A 16,038-nucleotide genomic window follows, 5' to 3' on the forward strand; every position below is an offset into this window, starting at 1 on the left:
ACTGCCCGCCCTGTGAAATGTCTGCGAGCTGGAGTCGGCGATGCGTAAAGATAAGAAACAAGTGATTGGTGACGAGATCGGTGATGAGCAGGTCAAGTTGTTCCTCGATTTCGAACCGGCCGATGCCACCTCGCCGTCCCTGCACAAGCTGATCAAGGCCTATCGCGGCCTGCGTATCGATGACTTCGAGCGCTTCCTGGGCTTTTTCGTCGCCGCCGGTTACGACCTGGACGGCCGGGACGAGCAGGGCAAGACCTTCGTCGAGCTGATCCGTGACCAGCGCAACGGCGCCGACTACATCGAACTGCTGGACAAGGCCCGCGGCTGATTGCGCTTTGTCCGGTGTGCCGAAGCTATTGGCCAGGCATAAAAAAACGCCCCGTCCTGCAAAGGACGGGGCGTTTTTCATGGTCGCGGCTCAAGCGTAGCTTTCGGTTTCCTTGCTTGGCTCCACCAGCTCCAGGCGCAGATTGTTCTCGCTGTTGATCTTGCGATACAGCGCGGCGTCGGTAGCCAGGACCTTTTCCCTTGCCGGGAAGATTTCCTTGAGCTTGGCGGCCCATTCGCCGCTGGTCTTGGCCGGGAAGCAGCGTTCGATCAGTTCCAGCATGATCGATACGGTCACCGAGGCGCCAGGCGAGGCGCCCAGCAGGGCGGCCAGGGAACCGTCCTTGGCGGCCACCAATTCGGTGCCGAACTGCAGGATGCCGCCTTTTTTCGGATCCTTCTTGATGATCTGCACCCGCTGGCCGGCCACTTCCAGGCGCCAGTCCTCGGCCTTGGCTTCAGGATAGAACCGACGCAGGGATTCCAGGCGCTGCTCCATGGACTGCATGACTTCGCTGACCAGGTACTTGGTCAGGTCCATGTTGTCGCGAGCCACGGCCAGCATCGGGCCGATGTTGCCGGCGCGAACCGACATCGGCAGGTCCAGGAACGAACCGTGCTTGAGGAACTTGGTAGTGAAGCCGGCATAAGGTCCGAACAGCAGGGATTTCTTGCCATCGACCACGCGGGTATCCAGGTGCGGTACGGACATCGGTGGCGAACCCACGGCGGCCTGGCTGTAGACCTTGGCCTGGTGGTGCTTGACCACTTCCGGGTTGTCGCAGCGCAGCCACTGGCCGCTGACCGGGAAGCCGCCGAAGCCCTTGCTCTCCTCGATGCCCGAAGCCTGCAGCAACGGCAGGGCCGCGCCGCCGGCGCCGAGGAAGACGAACTTGGCGTCGACTTCGCGGGTGTTGCCGCTGTTGACGTCCTTGATGCTCACGGTCCAGCCGTTGGCCTTGTTGCGCTTGAGGCCGGTGACGCGCTTGCAGTACTTGACCTGGGCGTCGGGGGCGCTGGTCAGGTGCTTGAGCAACTGGTTGGTCAGGGCGCCGAAGTTGACGTCGGTACCGTTGATGACCCGGGTGGCGGCGATGGTTTCATCCGCCGGGCGGCCCGGCATCATCAGCGGCATCCACTCGGCCATCTTGGCCTTGTCCTCGGTGTACTCCATGTCCGCGAAGGCATGGTGCTGGCTCAGCACTTCATGGCGCTTCTTGAGGTAGGCGACACCCTTGTCGCCCTGGACGAAGCTCAGGTGCGGCACCGGATTGATGAAGGACCTGGACGAGCCGAAGGTGCCTTTGCGGGTCAGGTAGGACCAGAACTGCTTCGACACCTCGAACTGGGTGTTGATGTGCACGGCTTTCTTGATATCGATGCTGCCATCGGCGGCCTGCGGCGTGTAGTTCAGCTCACAGAGGCCGGCGTGGCCGGTACCGGCGTTGTTCCACGGGTTGGAACTCTCCGCGGCACCCGAATCCATCAGCTCGACGACTTCCAGCTTGATCGCGGGGTCGAGCTCCTTGAGCAGTACAGCGAGGGTGGCACTCATGATGCCGGCCCCGACCAATACAACGTCTACTGCTTCGTTATGCGCCATTAACGCGTCTCCAAAATCTGCAGCACCAAATTGACGGCATGGCTGCCAGGAGTGACGGGGCGATTCACGTGGTGCCCCAGGTTACCCATGGCCAGGATTGCCATGTCCGAGTCTTCGCAATTCTTTGCAACTTCTGCGGACGCTACCAACCGGGCCTCAAGGTGCATATGAACGCATCTCGGGGAGCCTCGGGGCAATTCGACTTATGGTCGATACATCCGCCAGTGCAACCAAATCCGTCAGCGGACAGGCTTCAAGCTTCAGCTCTCGAGGAGCGCTCGGACCTGTGTAATCGGGCTGTTGTAGAGGCTAATGGTGCCAGTTCAGACGCAAAACTATTCATTTGCTCGCCACACTCTTGTGAAGTTGTGAAAACCCGTTTTTTCACGCTCTTTTGAAGACGTGAACCTCAAAAAAGGGCTGCCTCGGCCTGGCACCTGGCCCGAGCGGTGGTACCGGCATGACAGGGGCATGCGGGCACGACGGGCGAACAGCATAAGTGTCCGAGCAATGGCAGCTCTGCAGATTCGTGAAAAGTGGAGGGTTGCAAGGTGGGACAACAGCAAGCACGCCAGCTTCACTCGATCTGTGTGGGCGGCTCTCTGTGGGCGGTGCGGGGTGCCAAGGCAGTGGCGTTGGCGGTACTGCGAGGCCCGATCAGGAGACGTCCTTATAATCGGGGGGAGATTGTAACGAAGAAATGTGCAGAAATGATCCTGTTTCGCGACTTTTATTAGGCTTTTGGTCAGGTGGCCAGTATCGGTCGCGCCCCGGTGACCAGGCTGCGCGGGCTCACGCGGGCGCTGGCGGGCAGCATCTGGTGCAGCCAGTTCAGGCGGATCTCCTGGATTTCCACCCAGCCGTCGCCGACAGGTGCCTCGATACTGTGGCGAAATGCCTGGCAGCGGCCCTGGCAATCCAGCAGGGCGAAGCTACGGAACTCATGGCGTGGAGCGAACAGGGAGCGAAGGAGCTTCATGACCAGGCACCTAGTGTGTCATTGACGATAAGCATGCCGCCGAGCCGTTACATCATCGTGTATTACGGGTGAACGGCAGGTTACAGGAACCTGCTTGTACGGGACCTGTCCGAGTGATGACTTAAGTCCCCGACAATGCTGGTTTGCCGCTGTCGTGCACCGCTATACTGCGGGCCTGTTTGTGCCTGATTCCTGGAGAAATGAGCATGTTGCAACGCCTGTTGTTCGGTTTGATCACTGTGGCCAGCCTGTCGCTGGCAGGCTGCGCCCACAGCCCGCAACAACTCACTCCGGAGCCCAAGCTCACCTCCCAGCTGGCGCCAGTGGGCCATGGCCAGCCGGTGGTGGTGAGGGTGGTCGATGGCCGTTCGTCCCCTGTATTGGGCACACGTGGTGGCCTGTACCCTGAAACCAGCTCGATCACCGTGCAGGGCGCGCAGATCCTGCCCAAGCTGCAGGCCCAGGCCGAAGCTGCGGTGCGCCTGCTGGGCTTTACCCCGACCACCGGTGGCAGCAATGCCCCCCAGTTGACCGTGACCCTGGCCGAGCTCAAGTATCAATCGCCCAAGGAAGGCATGTACGTGACCGAGGCGACCATCGGTGCGACCTTCCGCTCCGATGTGCAGAACGCCAACCGCCGCTACAGCGGCCGCTATGGTGCTTCCCTGGACCAGCGCTTCGGCATGGCGCCGAACCAGGACACCAACACCAAGCTGGTGGGCGACGTACTGAGCGACGCGCTGACCCGTCTGTTCAAGGACCCGAGCATCGGCCAGATCCTCGGCGAGTGATGCGCGCCCTGTAGCTGCCGTCGCCGGCTGCGAGCAAGCCCACACGGTCTTGTTTGACGCTATAAGCCGACAGATGCAAAAAAGCCCGGGTCCCTTGGACGCCGGGCTTTTTCGTTGCCTGTCGGGCAGTGCTTCACGCCGCTTCGACGTAGAGGTCCAGCACGCTGACGCCGGTCAGCAGGTCGGTCTCCGGCAAGTCCGCGTGTTGATGCCCGCCAAGGGCGCAATACACCAGCCAATGGCGATCCTGGACGTTGAAGGCCAGGGCTCCGACCAGCGCCTGCTGTTCCTCGCTAGGGGCGATCAGGTAGAGGCGGTCCTGGTTTTCTGCATGCAACATGACAAGCTCCGTGGGGCATCGAGGGGCGACAGACTGGCTTGTTCAGATGACGAAAAGATGACGATCTAAATTAATTGTCCGGCGCCTCGTTACTGGTCGGAAAGGTCCGCGGGGCCGCCCGGGGATTGAGTAGAATCCGCGCCGCGGGCGCACTCGACGGCCCGAACACCGGTCTTTTTCGAGGTTCATGATGTCGTTGCAAATGTTCTGGTCGATGTTCAGTGCCCATCCCGGCAAGCTGATCAACCTGTTCGCCCTGCTATTGGCCTGCCCGGGCAGCTGGCTGCTGCACGCCACTCGTCGCCGCGAGCAGCGGGCCCTGGCCAACCTGGCAGTCCAGAGTGAAGAACGGGCGGTGGACCAGCCCATGCTGATGCTCGACCCGGCCACCCTGCGCATCAACCGCTTCTTCTATCGTTTCGGTTTCGCCTGCCTGGGCCTGGCGCTGCTGGTGTCCTGGATCAGCACGCGGTTCTGATCGCCCACCTGGCCACGAATACGACAACGGCGCCCGCAGGCGCCGTTGTGCTTTAGCAGCCCGGGCTCTACAGCGCCAGGCCGGCCTTGACCCGATACTGGTTGCGGACCGGGGTCGCATACTGCAGCACCAGGTAGGGGCGATGCTCCGGCGGGCATTCTTGCAGGCGACGCTGCCATTCCTGCTCGGCCTTGGCCAGTTCCTGGGCCGGGAACACCTCGGCGGCGCTGGGCACCTGCAGCTGCGGATCGGCATCGCTCCACTGGGCATAGGCCAGGTAGTGCACCGGGAACAGCCGGTAGCCGCCGAGGATCTGCCGATCCATTTCCATGGCCAGTTGCTTGGTATCTTCGAACTTTTCGCTGATGGGCGTGGCGAAGTTCACGTGGACCCGGCCCTTGTAGCCGGTGATGCCCTTGGCGATGCTCACGTCGTCTTCCCCCGGTGCCTTGGTGTAGCTGCCGGTGGTGGCGCGGATATACAGCTCCCGGGCCTTGGCCTGGTCGCAAGGGTCGTATTCGTAGCTGATGGACACCGGCGTCAGGTTCAGTGACTGGATCACTTCGCCGAACGGTTCGTCCTTGCGGCTCATGTGGAACATCTTGAGGATCGCCGACTCGGTACGGTCGTCGCCGTCCTTGGCCCGGCCCTCGGCCTGGGCGATCCAGATCGACTGGCCGTCGTTGCGGATCGAGTGGTTGATGTAGGCCGACAACAGTTGGTAGGCCGCGAGCTTTTCCCTCCGCCCGCTGAGGGAGCGATGCACGATGAAGCTCTTGTTCAGGCGCATCAGATCGCTGACGAACGGTTTCTGCAGCAGGTTGTCACCGATGGCGATGCGTGGGGTCGGCAGGCCGGCGTGATAGACCGCATAGTTGACGAACGCCGGGTCCATGACGATATCGCGATGGTTGGCCAGGAACACGTAGGCGGTTCCCGACTTGAATTGCTCGACGCCGGTATAGGTCACGCCGTCGGTGGCGCGCTCGATGGTGTGGTCGACATAGAACTCGACCTTGTCCTGCAAGGTCGCCACCGAGGTGATGCCGGCGAATTCGCGGCGCAGGCGGTGAGCGATCAGGGGCTTGAGCAGCCAACCGAAAGTGTTGGCAAAACGCGGGAAGCGAAAGTGGGTGAGGATATCTAGGAATGCCTTGTCGCTGAGCAGCCGGGCCAGCACCGCTGGTACTTCGCTGTCGTGGTAAGGTCGGATGGCATCGAATTCGCCCATCATGCTCTCTTGTTGGAAACGGCTAGGGTAAGAAGAAGGTTCGGATCGAAAAAAAGCCGGGCGCGGTCTGAAGATTCAGCTCAAGCATTAAAGCCCTGCAAATAGACCGGCGATTATACGCATAAGTCACTCGGGAGACCGCGATGCTGGAAACCGACCATTATCAATGTCCTTACTGCGGCGAACAGGCAGAGGCGGTGCTGGATCTGTCCGCCGGCGACCAGACCTATATCGAGGACTGCCCGGTTTGTTGCCGGCCCATCGTGTTCACGCTGCAGACCGATGGCCAGGAATGGATGCTGGATGTGCACGCGGAAAACGACTGAACCTGGGGGAGTGGTGCTTATGCAGCGGATCTACGAGCCGGAAAATCTGATGGAAGGCGAACTGCTCCAGCGCATGCTGGCCAGCGAGGGCATCGAGGCGCACCTGCAGGGACGCGACTTGTTGGGCGGGGCAGGGGAGTTGCCGGTCTTCGGGCTGTTGGCGCTGTCGGTGGAAAACCACGAGGCGCAGCGCGCGCGGGAACTGATCGCTGCGTACAATGCCGCCCTGCCGTTGCCCTTCGAAGAGCCGGAGGGTTTTGCCGGCGTGCTGGTCTGTTAGGCTGAGCGCCGATTTGCCGAGAGTCGTATTGCCCCATGTGTGGACGTTATGCCCTGTTTCGCTGGAACCCCGCCTTCGCGGCCTTGCCGGGATTTCCCGCGGACCAGCGGGCCCAATGGAATATTTCGCCGAATGATTCGGTGCTGATCCAGCGCCTGGAGAACGACCAGCGTACCCTGGCCAGGGCTCGTTGGGGCTTGACCCCGGCCTGGTTGACCGACCTGTCCCGTACCCCGGCCCACGCCCGGGCAGAAACCCTGGCCGAGCAACCGATGTTCCGCCAGGCGTTTCGCGAACGGCGCTGCCTGCTGCCGGCCAACGGTTTCTATGAATGGCGCGGAGGCAGCCGCAAGCGTCCCTACTGGCTGACGCCGGGGGAAGGGTCGTCGATCTTCTTCGCTGCGATCTGGGAGGCGTACCCGGTGCAGGAGCAGGTCTGGTTGAGCACCGCGGTGGTGACCCAGGCGGCTTCTACCCTGCGCCGCCCGCTGATCCTCGACGCTGCCGGCCAGGATGCCTGGCTGGATCCGCAGACTCCCCTGCATGTCCTGCACGCCTTGCTGGCCAGCCCGCCCGCAGCCTTGCGCGAGCGGGTCCTGGCCAACCTGGTCAACGATCCCAAGCTCAATGGGCCGGAGTGCCTGACCCCCGCTTGAGGCCGGGGCGAGGCACCTCGCCATTCAGACCCTGAACTGGTTGATCAGCCGGCGTTGCTGTTCGGCCAGCTTGGTCAGGCCGGCGCTGGCGGCGCTGGACTCGTCGGCCCCGCCAGCCACTTCGTTGGCCACCTGGCCGATGTTGATCACGTTGCGGTTGATGTCCTCGGCCACCGCGCTCTGCTCCTCGGCGGCGCTGGCGATCTGGGTATTCATGTCGTTGATCACCGAGACCGCCTGGGTGATGGTCTCCAGGGCCTGGGCCGCCTTGGCCGCATGCTCCACGCTCTGGTCGGTCTTGTGCTGGCTGTCCTCCATGACCCGCACCACTTCCCGGGTGCCTTGCTGCAGTTGCTGGATCATCGACTGGATTTCCTCGGTGGCCTGCTGGGTCTTCTGCGCCTGGTTTCTCACTGCGTCGGCGACCACCGCGAAGCCGCGACCTTGCTCGCCGGCACGGGCGGCCTCGATCGCTGCGTTGAGGGCCAGCAGGTTGGTCTGCTCGGCGATCCCGCGGATAGCGATGAGGATGGCGTTGATGTTCTCGCTGTCCTTGGCCAGGGTCTGCACCACGGTCACCGCGCGACCGATCTCTTCGGCCAGGGCGGCGATGGCGCTGGAGGTATCACGCACCACTTGCATGCCCTGGCTGGCGGCCTGGTCGGCATGGCTGGCCGCTTGTGCAGCCTGGGTCGCGTTGCGTGCCACGTCCTGGGCGGTGGCGGTCATCTCGTGCACCGCAGTGGCCACCTGGTCGATTTCCACCATCTGCTTGTGTACGCCCTGGTTGGTGCGGATGGCGATATCGGCGGTGTGTTCCGAGGAGTCGCTGACACTCTGCACCGAGGTCACCACTTGGCTGATCATCGCCTGCAACTTGGCCAGGAAGGTGTTGAAACCCTTGGCGATCGAGCCCAGCTCATCGGCGCGGTCGCTGCTCAGGCGGCGAGTCAGGTCGCCTTCGCCCTGGGCGATATCGTCGAGCATCGCCACCATCTGCCGCAGCGGCCGGGCGATGCCGTGGCCCACCAGCCAGATCACCAGCAGGCCGACGCCGGCGATCACCAGGCCGACCATGGCCATGCCGAAAGTGTCGGCCTGGCGCTGTTCGGCCAGGTCGCTTTGGAGCTTGTCCAGGTCAGCCATTACCGCGCCCAGGGGCAGTTGCAGCATCAGGGTCCACTGGGCATCGGTCTGGCCGATGCCGAAGGGCAGGTAGAGGGCGATCTTGCCGTTGGCCTGGTCGACGTCATAGGTCACCTCGCCGCGCTTGAGATTGGACAGCTTGGCGACGGTATCGCTGTTGAGTACGTCGCTGACCTTCTCGCCGAACTTGCCGGGGTCCTTGGTGTAGGCCACCAGGCGCGCGTTGCCGCCGATCAGGGCCATCTCGCCGGCGCCGCCGTAGAGCTTCTGGTTGGCGCCCACCAGCATGTCCTGGATGAAGTTCACCGACAGGTCGGCACCGACTATGCCCTGGAACTTGCCGTCCAGCAGGATGGGCTGGATGAAGGAGGCGAGCATCACCACCTTGTCGCCGACCTTGTAAGGCGCGGGGTCGATCACGCAGGGCTTGAGGTTGTCCTTGGAGCACAGGTAGTACTCGCTGGCCCGCACCCCGGTGGACAGCACGGTCCGGTCATTGACGTCGGCCAGCTTGTCCAGGCCCAGGCTGGAGTCCTGGTTGCGGAACCACCAGGGCAGGAAGCGGCCGCTAGCGGCATCGATGCCGACCACGTTGGTGCCGACGTAGGCCCCGTCGTTGTGGTCGATGGCGTTGGGCTCCCAGCCTATATAGGCGCCGAGGATCTTCGGGTTCTGGGTGACGTTTTCCTTGATCAGGGCGATCAGCTGTTCGCGGCTCAGGTTCAGTTGCGCCTGGCCCTGGGCATCCCGGCTGCCCATCAGGGCGTTGACCCGCACCAGGCCTGCGGCAATCAGCAGCGGCGCCTCCAGTTCCCGCTGGATCTGGCTGACCTGGGTCTGCGCCAGGCCGCTCAAGCGTTGCTCGATGACTTGCTCGAACTGGACCTGGGTCCTTTCCTGCACCATCTGCTGGGTCCGGGCGCCGGAGAACAGGGCATACAGCACCAGGGCTGCAACCACGCTGAGGACGATGGCTCCGGCCAGTGCGGCCACCGAAAACTGGATCGACTTGAACTTCATAGAGGCTCCGGGCGCAGGAATTGAGGTCTGCCGTGCTGTATCGGCCGCAGCCCTATGGGTCATTAGCCCGGATTGCACAAATGACGCCTCGAAGGAGGCGGAGGTCGTTAGTGGCAAGGTGCCATGTCAAATGCCACGGGCCCTGGGGACAAGATGAATTTTTTCCTGCAGCGCTGACCTGCATCTCAATTGCGAGCAAAAAAGCGTTTTGCATCTGGCGCGGATACCAACTCGCCCTTAGGATACGCGCCATGTTTTCAGGGAGGTTTTCATGAAGAAGTCATTGGTTGTATGTGCGCTGAGCGCCGCGGTATTGCTCAGTGGTTGCGAGACGGTCAACACCACCAACGCAGGTGTGGTGGGCGTGGATCGCAAACAGTCCATGTTCAGCATGGTATCCAGTGCCGAGGTCAACCAGTCCTACGCGCAGTCCTACCAGGAGACCCTGAGCGAGGCTAGCAGCCAGGGCGCACTGGACAAGACCAGCGCCAACGCCAAGCGCCTGCAGGTCATCGCCAACCGCCTGATTGCCCAGGCCCCGAACTTCCGTCCGGATTGCGCGCAGTGGAAATGGGAAGTCAACCTGATCAAGAGCGATGAGCTCAACGCCAACTGCGGTCCTGGCGGCAAGATCATTTTCTACTCCGGCCTGATCGAGCAGCTGAAGCTGACCGACGATGAAATCGCCGCGGTGATGGGCCACGAGATCGCCCACGCCCTGCGTGAGCACGGTCGCGAGGCGATGTCCAAGCAGTACGCGCTGGGTGCCGGCAAGCAGATCGCGACCCTGTTCGGTGTTTCCCAGCAGACGGTTGCCCTGGGCGACAACGGCGTCAACCTGTTGATGACCCTGCCCAACAGCCGTGAGAACGAGAACGAGGCTGACCTGATCGGCCTGGAGCTGGCCGCCCGTGCCGGCTACAACCCGAACGCGGCCATTACCCTGTGGAACAAGATGGGCCAGGCTGCCGGTGGTTCCGCGCCGCCCGAGTTCATGAGCACTCACCCGGCGTCCACCAGCCGTATCGCCTCGTTGCAGGCGGCGATTCCCAAGGTGATGCCGCTGTACCAGCAGGCCAAGAAGTCCTGATCCACCGCGTCAGCCGATGATGCATGCGCCGGCAAGGCGGTTCCCGTAACGGGGGCTGCCTTGCCGGCGTTTTCGTTTACAGCCAGCCGCTGCTCTGCATGGCCTTGTACACCGCGACCAGGGCCAGGATGACGAACGCCGATGCCGCCAGGCGCCGGATCAGGGTCAGTGGCAGTTTGTCCGCGGCGAAGTTGCCGGCAAGCACCACTGGTACGTTGGCGATCAGCATGCCCAGGGTGGTGCCGATGATCACCAGCCACAATTCCGGATACTGCGCAGCCAGCATGACCGTGGCGACCTGGGTCTTGTCGCCGATCTCGGCCAGGAAGAAGGCGGTCAGGGTCGTGAGGAAGGGGCCGAACTTGCGCGCGGTGGTGGCTTCGTCGTCGTCCATCTTGTCCGGCACCAGGGTCCACAGCGCAGTGGCGGTGAAGCTGGCGGCGAGGATCCAGTGCAGGGTCGCATCCGAGAAGAAGCTGCCGAACCAGGCGCCTACCGCACCGGCGGCCGCATGGTTGGCCAGGGTCGCGGCGACGATGCCGGCGATGATCGGCCAGGGTTTGCGAAAGCGCGCAGCGAGGATCAGGGCAAGCAGTTGCGTCTTGTCGCCGATTTCGGCCAAGGCAACGATTGCGGTGGGAACGAGCAGGGAGTCCAGCATCAGGGTTTTCCTAAGGGGCGGGTCGACACGGCTATGACACGTACAGCCTTCCCGCCCCGGGTAAGGTGTGCGTGTCATAGGTCTTGTCAAACCCGGCAGCCCGTCTGTGCGGACTCTTGGGTCGCATGCGCCATGGTCTTCGGACCAAGTATGTTGACGCATGCCGGACGAGCGTGGCGCTCGTGGGAGACTACTCCCCTAGGACGGAGCGGATTCTGCCTAGGCAAAATCCTTTCGGCAAGCCTTGTTGGTGAAAAAGACGCTCAGCCGCGCTTGGCCCGGTAGATGCGGAAACCATCGCCTTCGGCCTTGATCGCGCAGGGCCCCAGATGCTCTTCGATCAGTGGCTGGTAGCGCAGGAAACTGTTGGCGACTACCCGCAGTTCGCCGCCTTTTTCCAGATGTTCCCTGGATTTTTTCAGCAGGTTTTCCGTGGCCTGATAGTCGGTGTGGACCCCGGTATGGAACGGCGGATTGGTCAGGATGCAGTTCAAGCCCATGGGCGCGGCATCGATACCGTCCCCGGTCAGGACTTCGCCTTCCAGGCCGTTGGCTGCCAGGGTCAGGCGGCTGCTCCGGGCCGCGAAGGCGTCCACGTCCAACAGGGTCACGCGGGTTTGCGGATAGCGGCGCTTGACCGTCGCCCCCAGCACTCCGGCGCCACAACCGAAATCCAGCAGGTGGCCGGCAGGCAAGTGGTCCAGGTGTTCGAGCAGCAGCGCGGTGCCGCGATCCAGGCGGCCATGGCTGAACACGCCGGGCAGGCTGACGACCTTCAGCGGACCTTCGGCCAATGGCAACAGGTACTCCTGGGCCAGGCTCTCCAGGGCCACAGGTTCGGGGACGTTGCTCACCGTGACCTGCCACAGCTGGCAATGCCTGGCGCTATCGAGCTTGCGCGGCTTGCCGAAGGCGGCGAGCTGCTTGGCGGTGCTTTCCACGCCGGCGCGCTTTTCCCCCACCAGGTACAGCTCGCGCCCGGCCAGGCGCGAAGCCAGGGTGTTGAGCAGGTAGTGGGCCAGGTCCTTGGACTTGGGCAGGAACAGCACGGCGCTGTCGAAGGCGCTGTCCGGGGCGTTCACCCCGAAATGGCAGCGGTCCGGGAAGCGGGCTTGCAGCGCCGTGTGGTCGCCGGCGTGCCAGCTCCAGCCCTGGGCGGCCGGCAGGCGGCCGAGCAGGTCATCGGCGCTCAGGCCGGCCAGCAATACCTGGCCCTGGAACAGCTCGGCCTGGCGTAAGAGTATTTCGCTGCGTATGTCCATCGTCCGCACCTGAAAAAAAGTGGCGCAGTCTATCAATTCACGACCCGCAGCGGTTCACCATTGAAGAAGGCCCGGGCATTTTCCACCAGTTGGCCGACGATGCGCTGGCGGGCTTCGCGACTGCCCCAGGCGTTGTGCGGGGTTACGATCAGGCGCGGGATATCGGCCTCCAGCAAGGGGTTGCCGTTGACCGGCGGCTCGACACTCAGGACGTCGGTGGCCGCGCCCCCCAGGTGGCCGCTGCGCAGAGCGTCGGCCAGGGCCTGTTCGTCGATCAGCCCGCCGCGGGCGGTGTTGACCACCAGGGCCCCGGGCTTGAGCAGGGCCAGCTCCCGGGCGCCGATCAAGTTGCGGGTGTGTTCGTTGAGCGGGCAGTGCAGGGTCAGGGCATCCACCTGGGGCAGCAGTTCGTCCAGGGGCAGGCGGTCGGCGCGCAGCGGGCGTCCGGGAATCTGTCCCAGGACCACGCGCATGCCGAAGGCTTCGGCCAGGCGTGCCACCGCGCCGCCCAGTTCGCCATGGCCCAGCAGGCCCAGGGTCTTGCCCGCCAGCTCCATGATCGGGAAATCCAGCAGGCAGAACTGGCTGGCCTGCTGCCAGCGTCCGGCAGCCACGGCCTGTTGATAATCGGCGACCCGTGTCGCCAGGTTGAGCAGCAGCATCAGGGTGTGCTGGGCCACCGACGGCGTGCCGTAGCCCTGGCAGTTGCTGACGGTGATGCCCTGGCGCCGGGCGGCTTCCAGGTCGATGTTGTTGGTGCCGGTGGCCGTCACCAGGATCAGTCGCAGCTCGGGACAGGCGGCCAGGGCCTGGGCGTTGATCGCCACCTTGTTGCTGATGGCCACCTGGGCTCCTTGTAGGCGCTCGGCCACCTGTTCCGGGGACGTATGGGCATGCAAGTGCAAGGGACTGAAACTGTCGTGCAGCGCCCCCAGATCCAGGTCACCCAAGTCAAGCGAACTGTGATCGAGGAAGACGGCGCGGCGATTGTCGGTCATGAACTGTACCTTTCGTGCGAGGAAACCAAGGCGTAATCTGCCGAGCCTAACAGATGAAATAATTAGACATATACAGGAGCCTGCATGTACCTCACCGAGTTCTTGACCGTTGCCCTCATCCATCTGCTGGCGGTGGCCAGCCCCGGCCCGGACTTTGCCGTGGTGGTGCGCGAAAGCGTGACCCATGGCCGTCGCGCCGGCACCTGGACCGCCCTGGGAGTGGGTTCGGCGATCTTCCTGCACGTGGGGTACTCGTTGCTGGGGATCGGCCTGATCGTTTCCCAGTCCATCGTGCTGTTCAACGCCCTGAAGTGGCTGGCCGCCGCCTACCTGCTGTACATCGGCTACAAGGCCCTGCGTGCCCAGCCAGCCAAGCCGGCCACGGACGACCTGCACAAGGAGGCCGGCGGGCGCACCGCCCGCGGAGCCTTCACCTCAGGTTTCGTCACCAATGGCCTGAATCCCAAGGCGACGCTGTTCTTCCTCTCGCTGTTCACCGTGGTGATCAACCCTCATACCCCGCTGGCGATCCAGGCCGGCTATGGGGTCTACCTGGCGGCGGCCACGGCCCTGTGGTTCTGCCTGGTGGCCATGCTGTTCAGCCAGCAGCGGGTGCGTGCCGGTTTCGCCCGCATGGGCCATTGGTTCGACCGCACCATGGGTGCGGTGCTGATCGCCATCGGTGTCAAGCTGGCCTTCACCGAGATGCATTGAGGGCACTGAGCTGGTTCAGGGACGCCACGTAATGCCGTGGCGTATCCCCGAGCAAGCGCTGGAACATGGCGCTGAAGGCCCGGGCGCTGCCATAGCCCAGTGAGTCGGCCACGCTGTGCACGCTTTCCCCGGCGAGCAGGCGTGGCAAGGCTTCCATCAGGCGCAACTGTTGGCGCCAGGCATTGAAATTCATCCGCACCTGCTGCTGGAACAGCCGCGCCAGGGTCCGTGAGCTGGCGCCCACCTGCTGCGCCCAATCCTCCAGGGTGTAGCAATGGTCGGGAGTGCGCAGCAGGGCCAGGCAGATGGCTTGCAGGCGGCGGTCCTGGGGCATCGGGATATGCAGCGGCAGGTTCTCCAGGCCGGCGATCTCCTCCAGCATCAGTTGCTGGATCAGCGGGTTGCGGGCCTGCTTCGGGCCTTGCACCGCGCGCAGGATCAATTCCCTCAACAGCGGTGTGACCGCCAGTACGCAGCACTGCTGCAAGGATGCCGGGCAGAGCTCGGAAGCGATGAACAGCGTGCGCATGCGCACTTCCCCGGCCATGAAGATCTCATGCTCCACCAGCGGTGGAATCCATACTGCGCGAGTCGGAGGGATGACCCAGGCGCCATGGGCGGTCACCAGGCGCATGGTGCCGCAGGCGGCGTACAGGAACTGCGCCTCGTGATGACAGTGCAGCGGCTGGTGCGCGGCATCGGCGTAGTCCCTGGAGTAGGCGCTGACCGGGCCCTGCTGGAAGTGGCTGATTAACATGTCCGTTTTGATGACTTTGTTGTCCAGAATGCTGTTTGTCGCCAACCTAGCATAGGCGTCACCTTCACTACCTGCAGCGTGCCGCCATGAACCAAGCCCGAAATGTCATCCGCTACGTCAATGCCGCCCATGTCATCGACCACATGTTCATGCTGATCTTCCCTGCGGCGGTACTGGGCATGACCCAGGCCTTCGCCATGGACTATGCCGCGCTGATCGGCTTGTCCCTGGGAGGTTTCATCGCCTTTGGCGCCTGCTCGTTGCCGGCCGGCTGGCTGGGCGACCACTGGAGCCGCCGACGCATGTTGCTGCTGTTCTTCTTCGGCATCGGTGGTTCCTCGATCCTCACGGGCCTGAGCAGCAGCCCGGCGATGTTGACCCTGGGCCTGACCCTGATGGGGGTGTTCGCCGCCATCTATCATCCGGTGGGCACGGCGATGTTGGTGGCCTACGCCCGCAACCGTGGGCGCGAGATCGGTATCAACGGCATGTGGGGCAACCTGGGGGTGGCCTTCTCGGCGCTGCTCACCGGCTTCCTGGTGGCTCGCTTCGGCTGGCGTTCGGCATTCATCCTGCCAGGCGCCGTGGCGATCGTGCTGGGTATCGGTTTTGCCTGGCAGGTGCGTGAGGAGCCGATCCCGGTCCGGGCCCATGCGCCGCTCAAAGGGCAGGGCGGACAGCAGATCTCGATGTTCCTAGTGTTCGCTGTCCTGGCGCTGGCCACGGCCACTGGCGGCGTGGTGTTCAACGCCACCACCATGACCTATCCGAAACTGTTCCAGGAGCGCTTGCTGGACGTCTTCACCTCGCCGCAGACCCTGGGACTGGTGGTGAGCCTGGCCTACGCCTTCGGTGCGGTGGCGCAGTTGACCATGGGGCGCCTGCTGCATCGCTTCAGCCTGAAATGGCCATTCATCGTCATGACCCTGTTCCAGGGGCCTTTGTTGCTGGCGCTGGCCCATGCAGAGGGCTGGAGTGTGATTGTGCTGGGCGCGGCGTTCATGTTCGTGGTGTTCGGCCAGGTCACGGTCAACGATGCGATGGTCGCCAACTTCGTCGCCCCCCAGTGGCAGGCCCGGGTATTCGCCTTGCGTTACTGCCTGTCGTTCGGTGCCAGCGCCACGGCGATTCCGCTGATCGCCCTGGTGGAGCCACGCCAGGGCCTGGCCGGGCTGTACCTGATCCTGGGTGCGATCGCGGCGCTGACCTTCGTCGCCGCCCTGGCTTTCCCCCGCACGCCAGCCGAAGCGGCGCTGGGCCAGCAGGCGTGATGGCACGCGGGGCCGCGCCGATGCTGGCCTGGAGCTAGTATCAGGCGTCCCTGCAAATCATTCCTTTGGCTGATTTGGCTGGCGCGCAGGCACTCTAGAGTGAGTATT

18 protein-coding genes and 1 riboswitch are annotated in these 16,038 nt (G+C 63.6%); of the genes, 9 read left to right on the forward strand and 9 right to left on the reverse strand.

The features are described from left to right. Positions 1-40: 40 nt before the first annotated feature. Positions 41-328 (forward strand): PA4642 family protein, encoded by a 288-nt coding sequence (locus CAG11_RS03690; protein WP_085594787.1) that lies wholly within the window; start codon positions 41-43, stop codon positions 326-328. Positions 329-418: 90 nt separating this feature from the next. Here the strand turns inward: CAG11_RS03690 and mqo are convergent, their stop codons facing one another. Both mqo and CAG11_RS03700 read right to left on the reverse strand, forming a co-directional pair. Further along, complete coding sequence (mqo, locus tag CAG11_RS03695) at positions 419-1,930, reverse strand: malate dehydrogenase (quinone) (protein ID WP_085594788.1); 1,512 nt, start codon at positions 1,928-1,930, stop codon at positions 419-421. Positions 1,931-2,675: 745 nt separating this feature from the next. After that, positions 2,676-2,909 (reverse strand): hypothetical protein, encoded by a 234-nt coding sequence (locus CAG11_RS03700; RefSeq protein ID WP_085594789.1) that lies wholly within the window; start codon positions 2,907-2,909, stop codon positions 2,676-2,678. Positions 2,910-3,115: 206 nt separating this feature from the next. Here CAG11_RS03700 and CAG11_RS03705 point away from each other — a divergent pair, with 206 nt between their 5' ends. Continuing rightward, positions 3,116-3,700: a YajG family lipoprotein gene (locus tag CAG11_RS03705; RefSeq protein ID WP_022640866.1), complete on the forward strand. Its 585-nt coding sequence runs from the start codon at positions 3,116-3,118 to the stop codon at positions 3,698-3,700. 133 nt (positions 3,701-3,833) lie between these two features. On the opposite strand, the gene CAG11_RS03710 is transcribed toward CAG11_RS03705, so the two are convergent. Continuing rightward, the gene (locus CAG11_RS03710; protein ID WP_085594790.1) at positions 3,834-4,040 is read right to left on the reverse strand and encodes a hypothetical protein; all 207 of its coding nucleotides are present in this window, start codon (positions 4,038-4,040) and stop codon (positions 3,834-3,836) included. Positions 4,041-4,230: 190 nt separating this feature from the next. Here CAG11_RS03710 and CAG11_RS03715 point away from each other — a divergent pair, with 190 nt between their 5' ends. Then, a complete protein-coding gene (locus CAG11_RS03715) occupies positions 4,231-4,518 on the forward strand; it encodes a hypothetical protein (protein WP_177409094.1) in 288 nt (95 codons plus the stop codon). Positions 4,519-4,585: 67 nt separating this feature from the next. Here CAG11_RS03715 and CAG11_RS03720 read toward each other — a convergent pair whose 3' ends face one another. Then, positions 4,586-5,752 (reverse strand): 1-acyl-sn-glycerol-3-phosphate acyltransferase, encoded by a 1,167-nt coding sequence (locus CAG11_RS03720; RefSeq protein WP_053132005.1) that lies wholly within the window; start codon positions 5,750-5,752, stop codon positions 4,586-4,588. Between the two features lie 140 nt (positions 5,753-5,892). Here CAG11_RS03720 and CAG11_RS03725 point away from each other — a divergent pair, with 140 nt between their 5' ends. The 3 genes from CAG11_RS03725 to CAG11_RS03735 are packed head-to-tail and all read left to right on the forward strand — an operon-like array spanning position 5,893 to position 7,011. Further along, positions 5,893-6,075, forward strand: coding sequence for a CPXCG motif-containing cysteine-rich protein (locus CAG11_RS03725; protein WP_022640863.1), 183 nt, complete (start codon positions 5,893-5,895; stop codon positions 6,073-6,075). 19 nt (positions 6,076-6,094) lie between these two features. After that, positions 6,095-6,355: a putative signal transducing protein gene (locus CAG11_RS03730; RefSeq protein WP_022640862.1), complete on the forward strand. Its 261-nt coding sequence runs from the start codon at positions 6,095-6,097 to the stop codon at positions 6,353-6,355. Positions 6,356-6,390: 35 nt separating this feature from the next. After that, positions 6,391-7,011 (forward strand): SOS response-associated peptidase, encoded by a 621-nt coding sequence (locus CAG11_RS03735; RefSeq protein WP_053132002.1) that lies wholly within the window; start codon positions 6,391-6,393, stop codon positions 7,009-7,011. A gap of 24 nt (positions 7,012-7,035) precedes the next feature. Here the strand turns inward: CAG11_RS03735 and CAG11_RS03740 are convergent, their stop codons facing one another. Beyond that, positions 7,036-9,177, reverse strand: coding sequence for a methyl-accepting chemotaxis protein (locus CAG11_RS03740; protein ID WP_085594792.1), 2,142 nt, complete (start codon positions 9,175-9,177; stop codon positions 7,036-7,038). Positions 9,178-9,448: 271 nt separating this feature from the next. On the opposite strand from CAG11_RS03740, the gene CAG11_RS03745 reads away from it, so the two are divergent. Then, positions 9,449-10,267: a M48 family metallopeptidase gene (locus tag CAG11_RS03745; RefSeq protein WP_085594793.1), complete on the forward strand. Its 819-nt coding sequence runs from the start codon at positions 9,449-9,451 to the stop codon at positions 10,265-10,267. Positions 10,268-10,343: 76 nt separating this feature from the next. On the opposite strand, the gene CAG11_RS03750 is transcribed toward CAG11_RS03745, so the two are convergent. The 3 genes from CAG11_RS03750 to CAG11_RS03760 form a co-directional block, all read right to left on the reverse strand. After that, positions 10,344-10,928, reverse strand: coding sequence for a TMEM165/GDT1 family protein (locus CAG11_RS03750; RefSeq protein ID WP_085594794.1), 585 nt, complete (start codon positions 10,926-10,928; stop codon positions 10,344-10,346). 76 nt (positions 10,929-11,004) lie between these two features. Next, a riboswitch (yybP-ykoY riboswitch) is annotated at positions 11,005-11,139 on the reverse strand. 52 nt (positions 11,140-11,191) lie between these two features. Beyond that, entirely contained in the window at positions 11,192-12,190 is a 999-nt protein-coding gene (locus tag CAG11_RS03755; RefSeq protein ID WP_085594795.1) for a class I SAM-dependent methyltransferase, read from the reverse strand. 32 nt (positions 12,191-12,222) lie between these two features. After that, complete coding sequence (locus CAG11_RS03760; RefSeq protein ID WP_022640857.1) at positions 12,223-13,188, reverse strand: 2-hydroxyacid dehydrogenase; 966 nt, start codon at positions 13,186-13,188, stop codon at positions 12,223-12,225. 84 nt (positions 13,189-13,272) lie between these two features. Here CAG11_RS03760 and CAG11_RS03765 point away from each other — a divergent pair, with 84 nt between their 5' ends. Beyond that, a complete protein-coding gene (locus tag CAG11_RS03765) occupies positions 13,273-13,902 on the forward strand; it encodes a LysE family translocator (RefSeq protein WP_085594805.1) in 630 nt (209 codons plus the stop codon). On the opposite strand, the gene CAG11_RS03770 is transcribed toward CAG11_RS03765, so the two are convergent. Beyond that, positions 13,886-14,659, reverse strand: coding sequence for a helix-turn-helix domain-containing protein (locus tag CAG11_RS03770; RefSeq protein WP_085594808.1), 774 nt, complete (start codon positions 14,657-14,659; stop codon positions 13,886-13,888). The genes CAG11_RS03765 and CAG11_RS03770 overlap by 17 nt on opposite strands. An 86-nt stretch (positions 14,660-14,745) precedes the next feature. Here CAG11_RS03770 and CAG11_RS03775 point away from each other — a divergent pair, with 86 nt between their 5' ends. Further along, positions 14,746-15,930 (forward strand): MFS transporter, encoded by a 1,185-nt coding sequence (locus CAG11_RS03775; RefSeq protein ID WP_085594810.1) that lies wholly within the window; start codon positions 14,746-14,748, stop codon positions 15,928-15,930. Positions 15,931-16,038 lie beyond the last annotated feature (108 nt).

It is taken from the genome of Pseudomonas sp. B6(2017) (assembly GCF_002112765.1).
In the GTDB taxonomy this organism is placed as follows: Bacteria; Pseudomonadota; Gammaproteobacteria; order Pseudomonadales; family Pseudomonadaceae; genus Aquipseudomonas; species Aquipseudomonas piscis.

Bases quoted from the DNA above. Each gene is read 5' to 3' on its own strand.
- CAG11_RS03690 (WP_085594787.1), top strand. From the start codon at position 41: ATGCGTAAAGATAAGAAACAAGTGATTGGTGACGAGATCGGTGATGAG.
- mqo (WP_085594788.1), bottom strand. From the start codon at position 1,930: ATGGCGCATAACGAAGCAGTAGACGTTGTATTGGTCGGGGCCGGCATC.
- CAG11_RS03700 (WP_085594789.1), bottom strand. From the start codon at position 2,909: ATGAAGCTCCTTCGCTCCCTGTTCGCTCCACGCCATGAGTTCCGTAGC.
- CAG11_RS03705 (WP_022640866.1), top strand. From the start codon at position 3,116: ATGTTGCAACGCCTGTTGTTCGGTTTGATCACTGTGGCCAGCCTGTCG.
- CAG11_RS03710 (WP_085594790.1), bottom strand. From the start codon at position 4,040: ATGTTGCATGCAGAAAACCAGGACCGCCTCTACCTGATCGCCCCTAGC.
- CAG11_RS03715 (WP_177409094.1), top strand. From the start codon at position 4,231: ATGTCGTTGCAAATGTTCTGGTCGATGTTCAGTGCCCATCCCGGCAAG.
- CAG11_RS03720 (WP_053132005.1), bottom strand. From the start codon at position 5,752: ATGATGGGCGAATTCGATGCCATCCGACCTTACCACGACAGCGAAGTA.
- CAG11_RS03725 (WP_022640863.1), top strand. From the start codon at position 5,893: ATGCTGGAAACCGACCATTATCAATGTCCTTACTGCGGCGAACAGGCA.
- CAG11_RS03730 (WP_022640862.1), top strand. From the start codon at position 6,095: ATGCAGCGGATCTACGAGCCGGAAAATCTGATGGAAGGCGAACTGCTC.
- CAG11_RS03735 (WP_053132002.1), top strand. From the start codon at position 6,391: ATGTGTGGACGTTATGCCCTGTTTCGCTGGAACCCCGCCTTCGCGGCC.
- CAG11_RS03740 (WP_085594792.1), bottom strand. From the start codon at position 9,177: ATGAAGTTCAAGTCGATCCAGTTTTCGGTGGCCGCACTGGCCGGAGCC.
- CAG11_RS03745 (WP_085594793.1), top strand. From the start codon at position 9,449: ATGAAGAAGTCATTGGTTGTATGTGCGCTGAGCGCCGCGGTATTGCTC.
- CAG11_RS03750 (WP_085594794.1), bottom strand. From the start codon at position 10,928: ATGCTGGACTCCCTGCTCGTTCCCACCGCAATCGTTGCCTTGGCCGAA.
- CAG11_RS03755 (WP_085594795.1), bottom strand. From the start codon at position 12,190: ATGGACATACGCAGCGAAATACTCTTACGCCAGGCCGAGCTGTTCCAG.
- CAG11_RS03760 (WP_022640857.1), bottom strand. From the start codon at position 13,188: ATGACCGACAATCGCCGCGCCGTCTTCCTCGATCACAGTTCGCTTGAC.
- CAG11_RS03765 (WP_085594805.1), top strand. From the start codon at position 13,273: ATGTACCTCACCGAGTTCTTGACCGTTGCCCTCATCCATCTGCTGGCG.
- CAG11_RS03770 (WP_085594808.1), bottom strand. From the start codon at position 14,659: ATGTTAATCAGCCACTTCCAGCAGGGCCCGGTCAGCGCCTACTCCAGG.
- CAG11_RS03775 (WP_085594810.1), top strand. From the start codon at position 14,746: ATGAACCAAGCCCGAAATGTCATCCGCTACGTCAATGCCGCCCATGTC.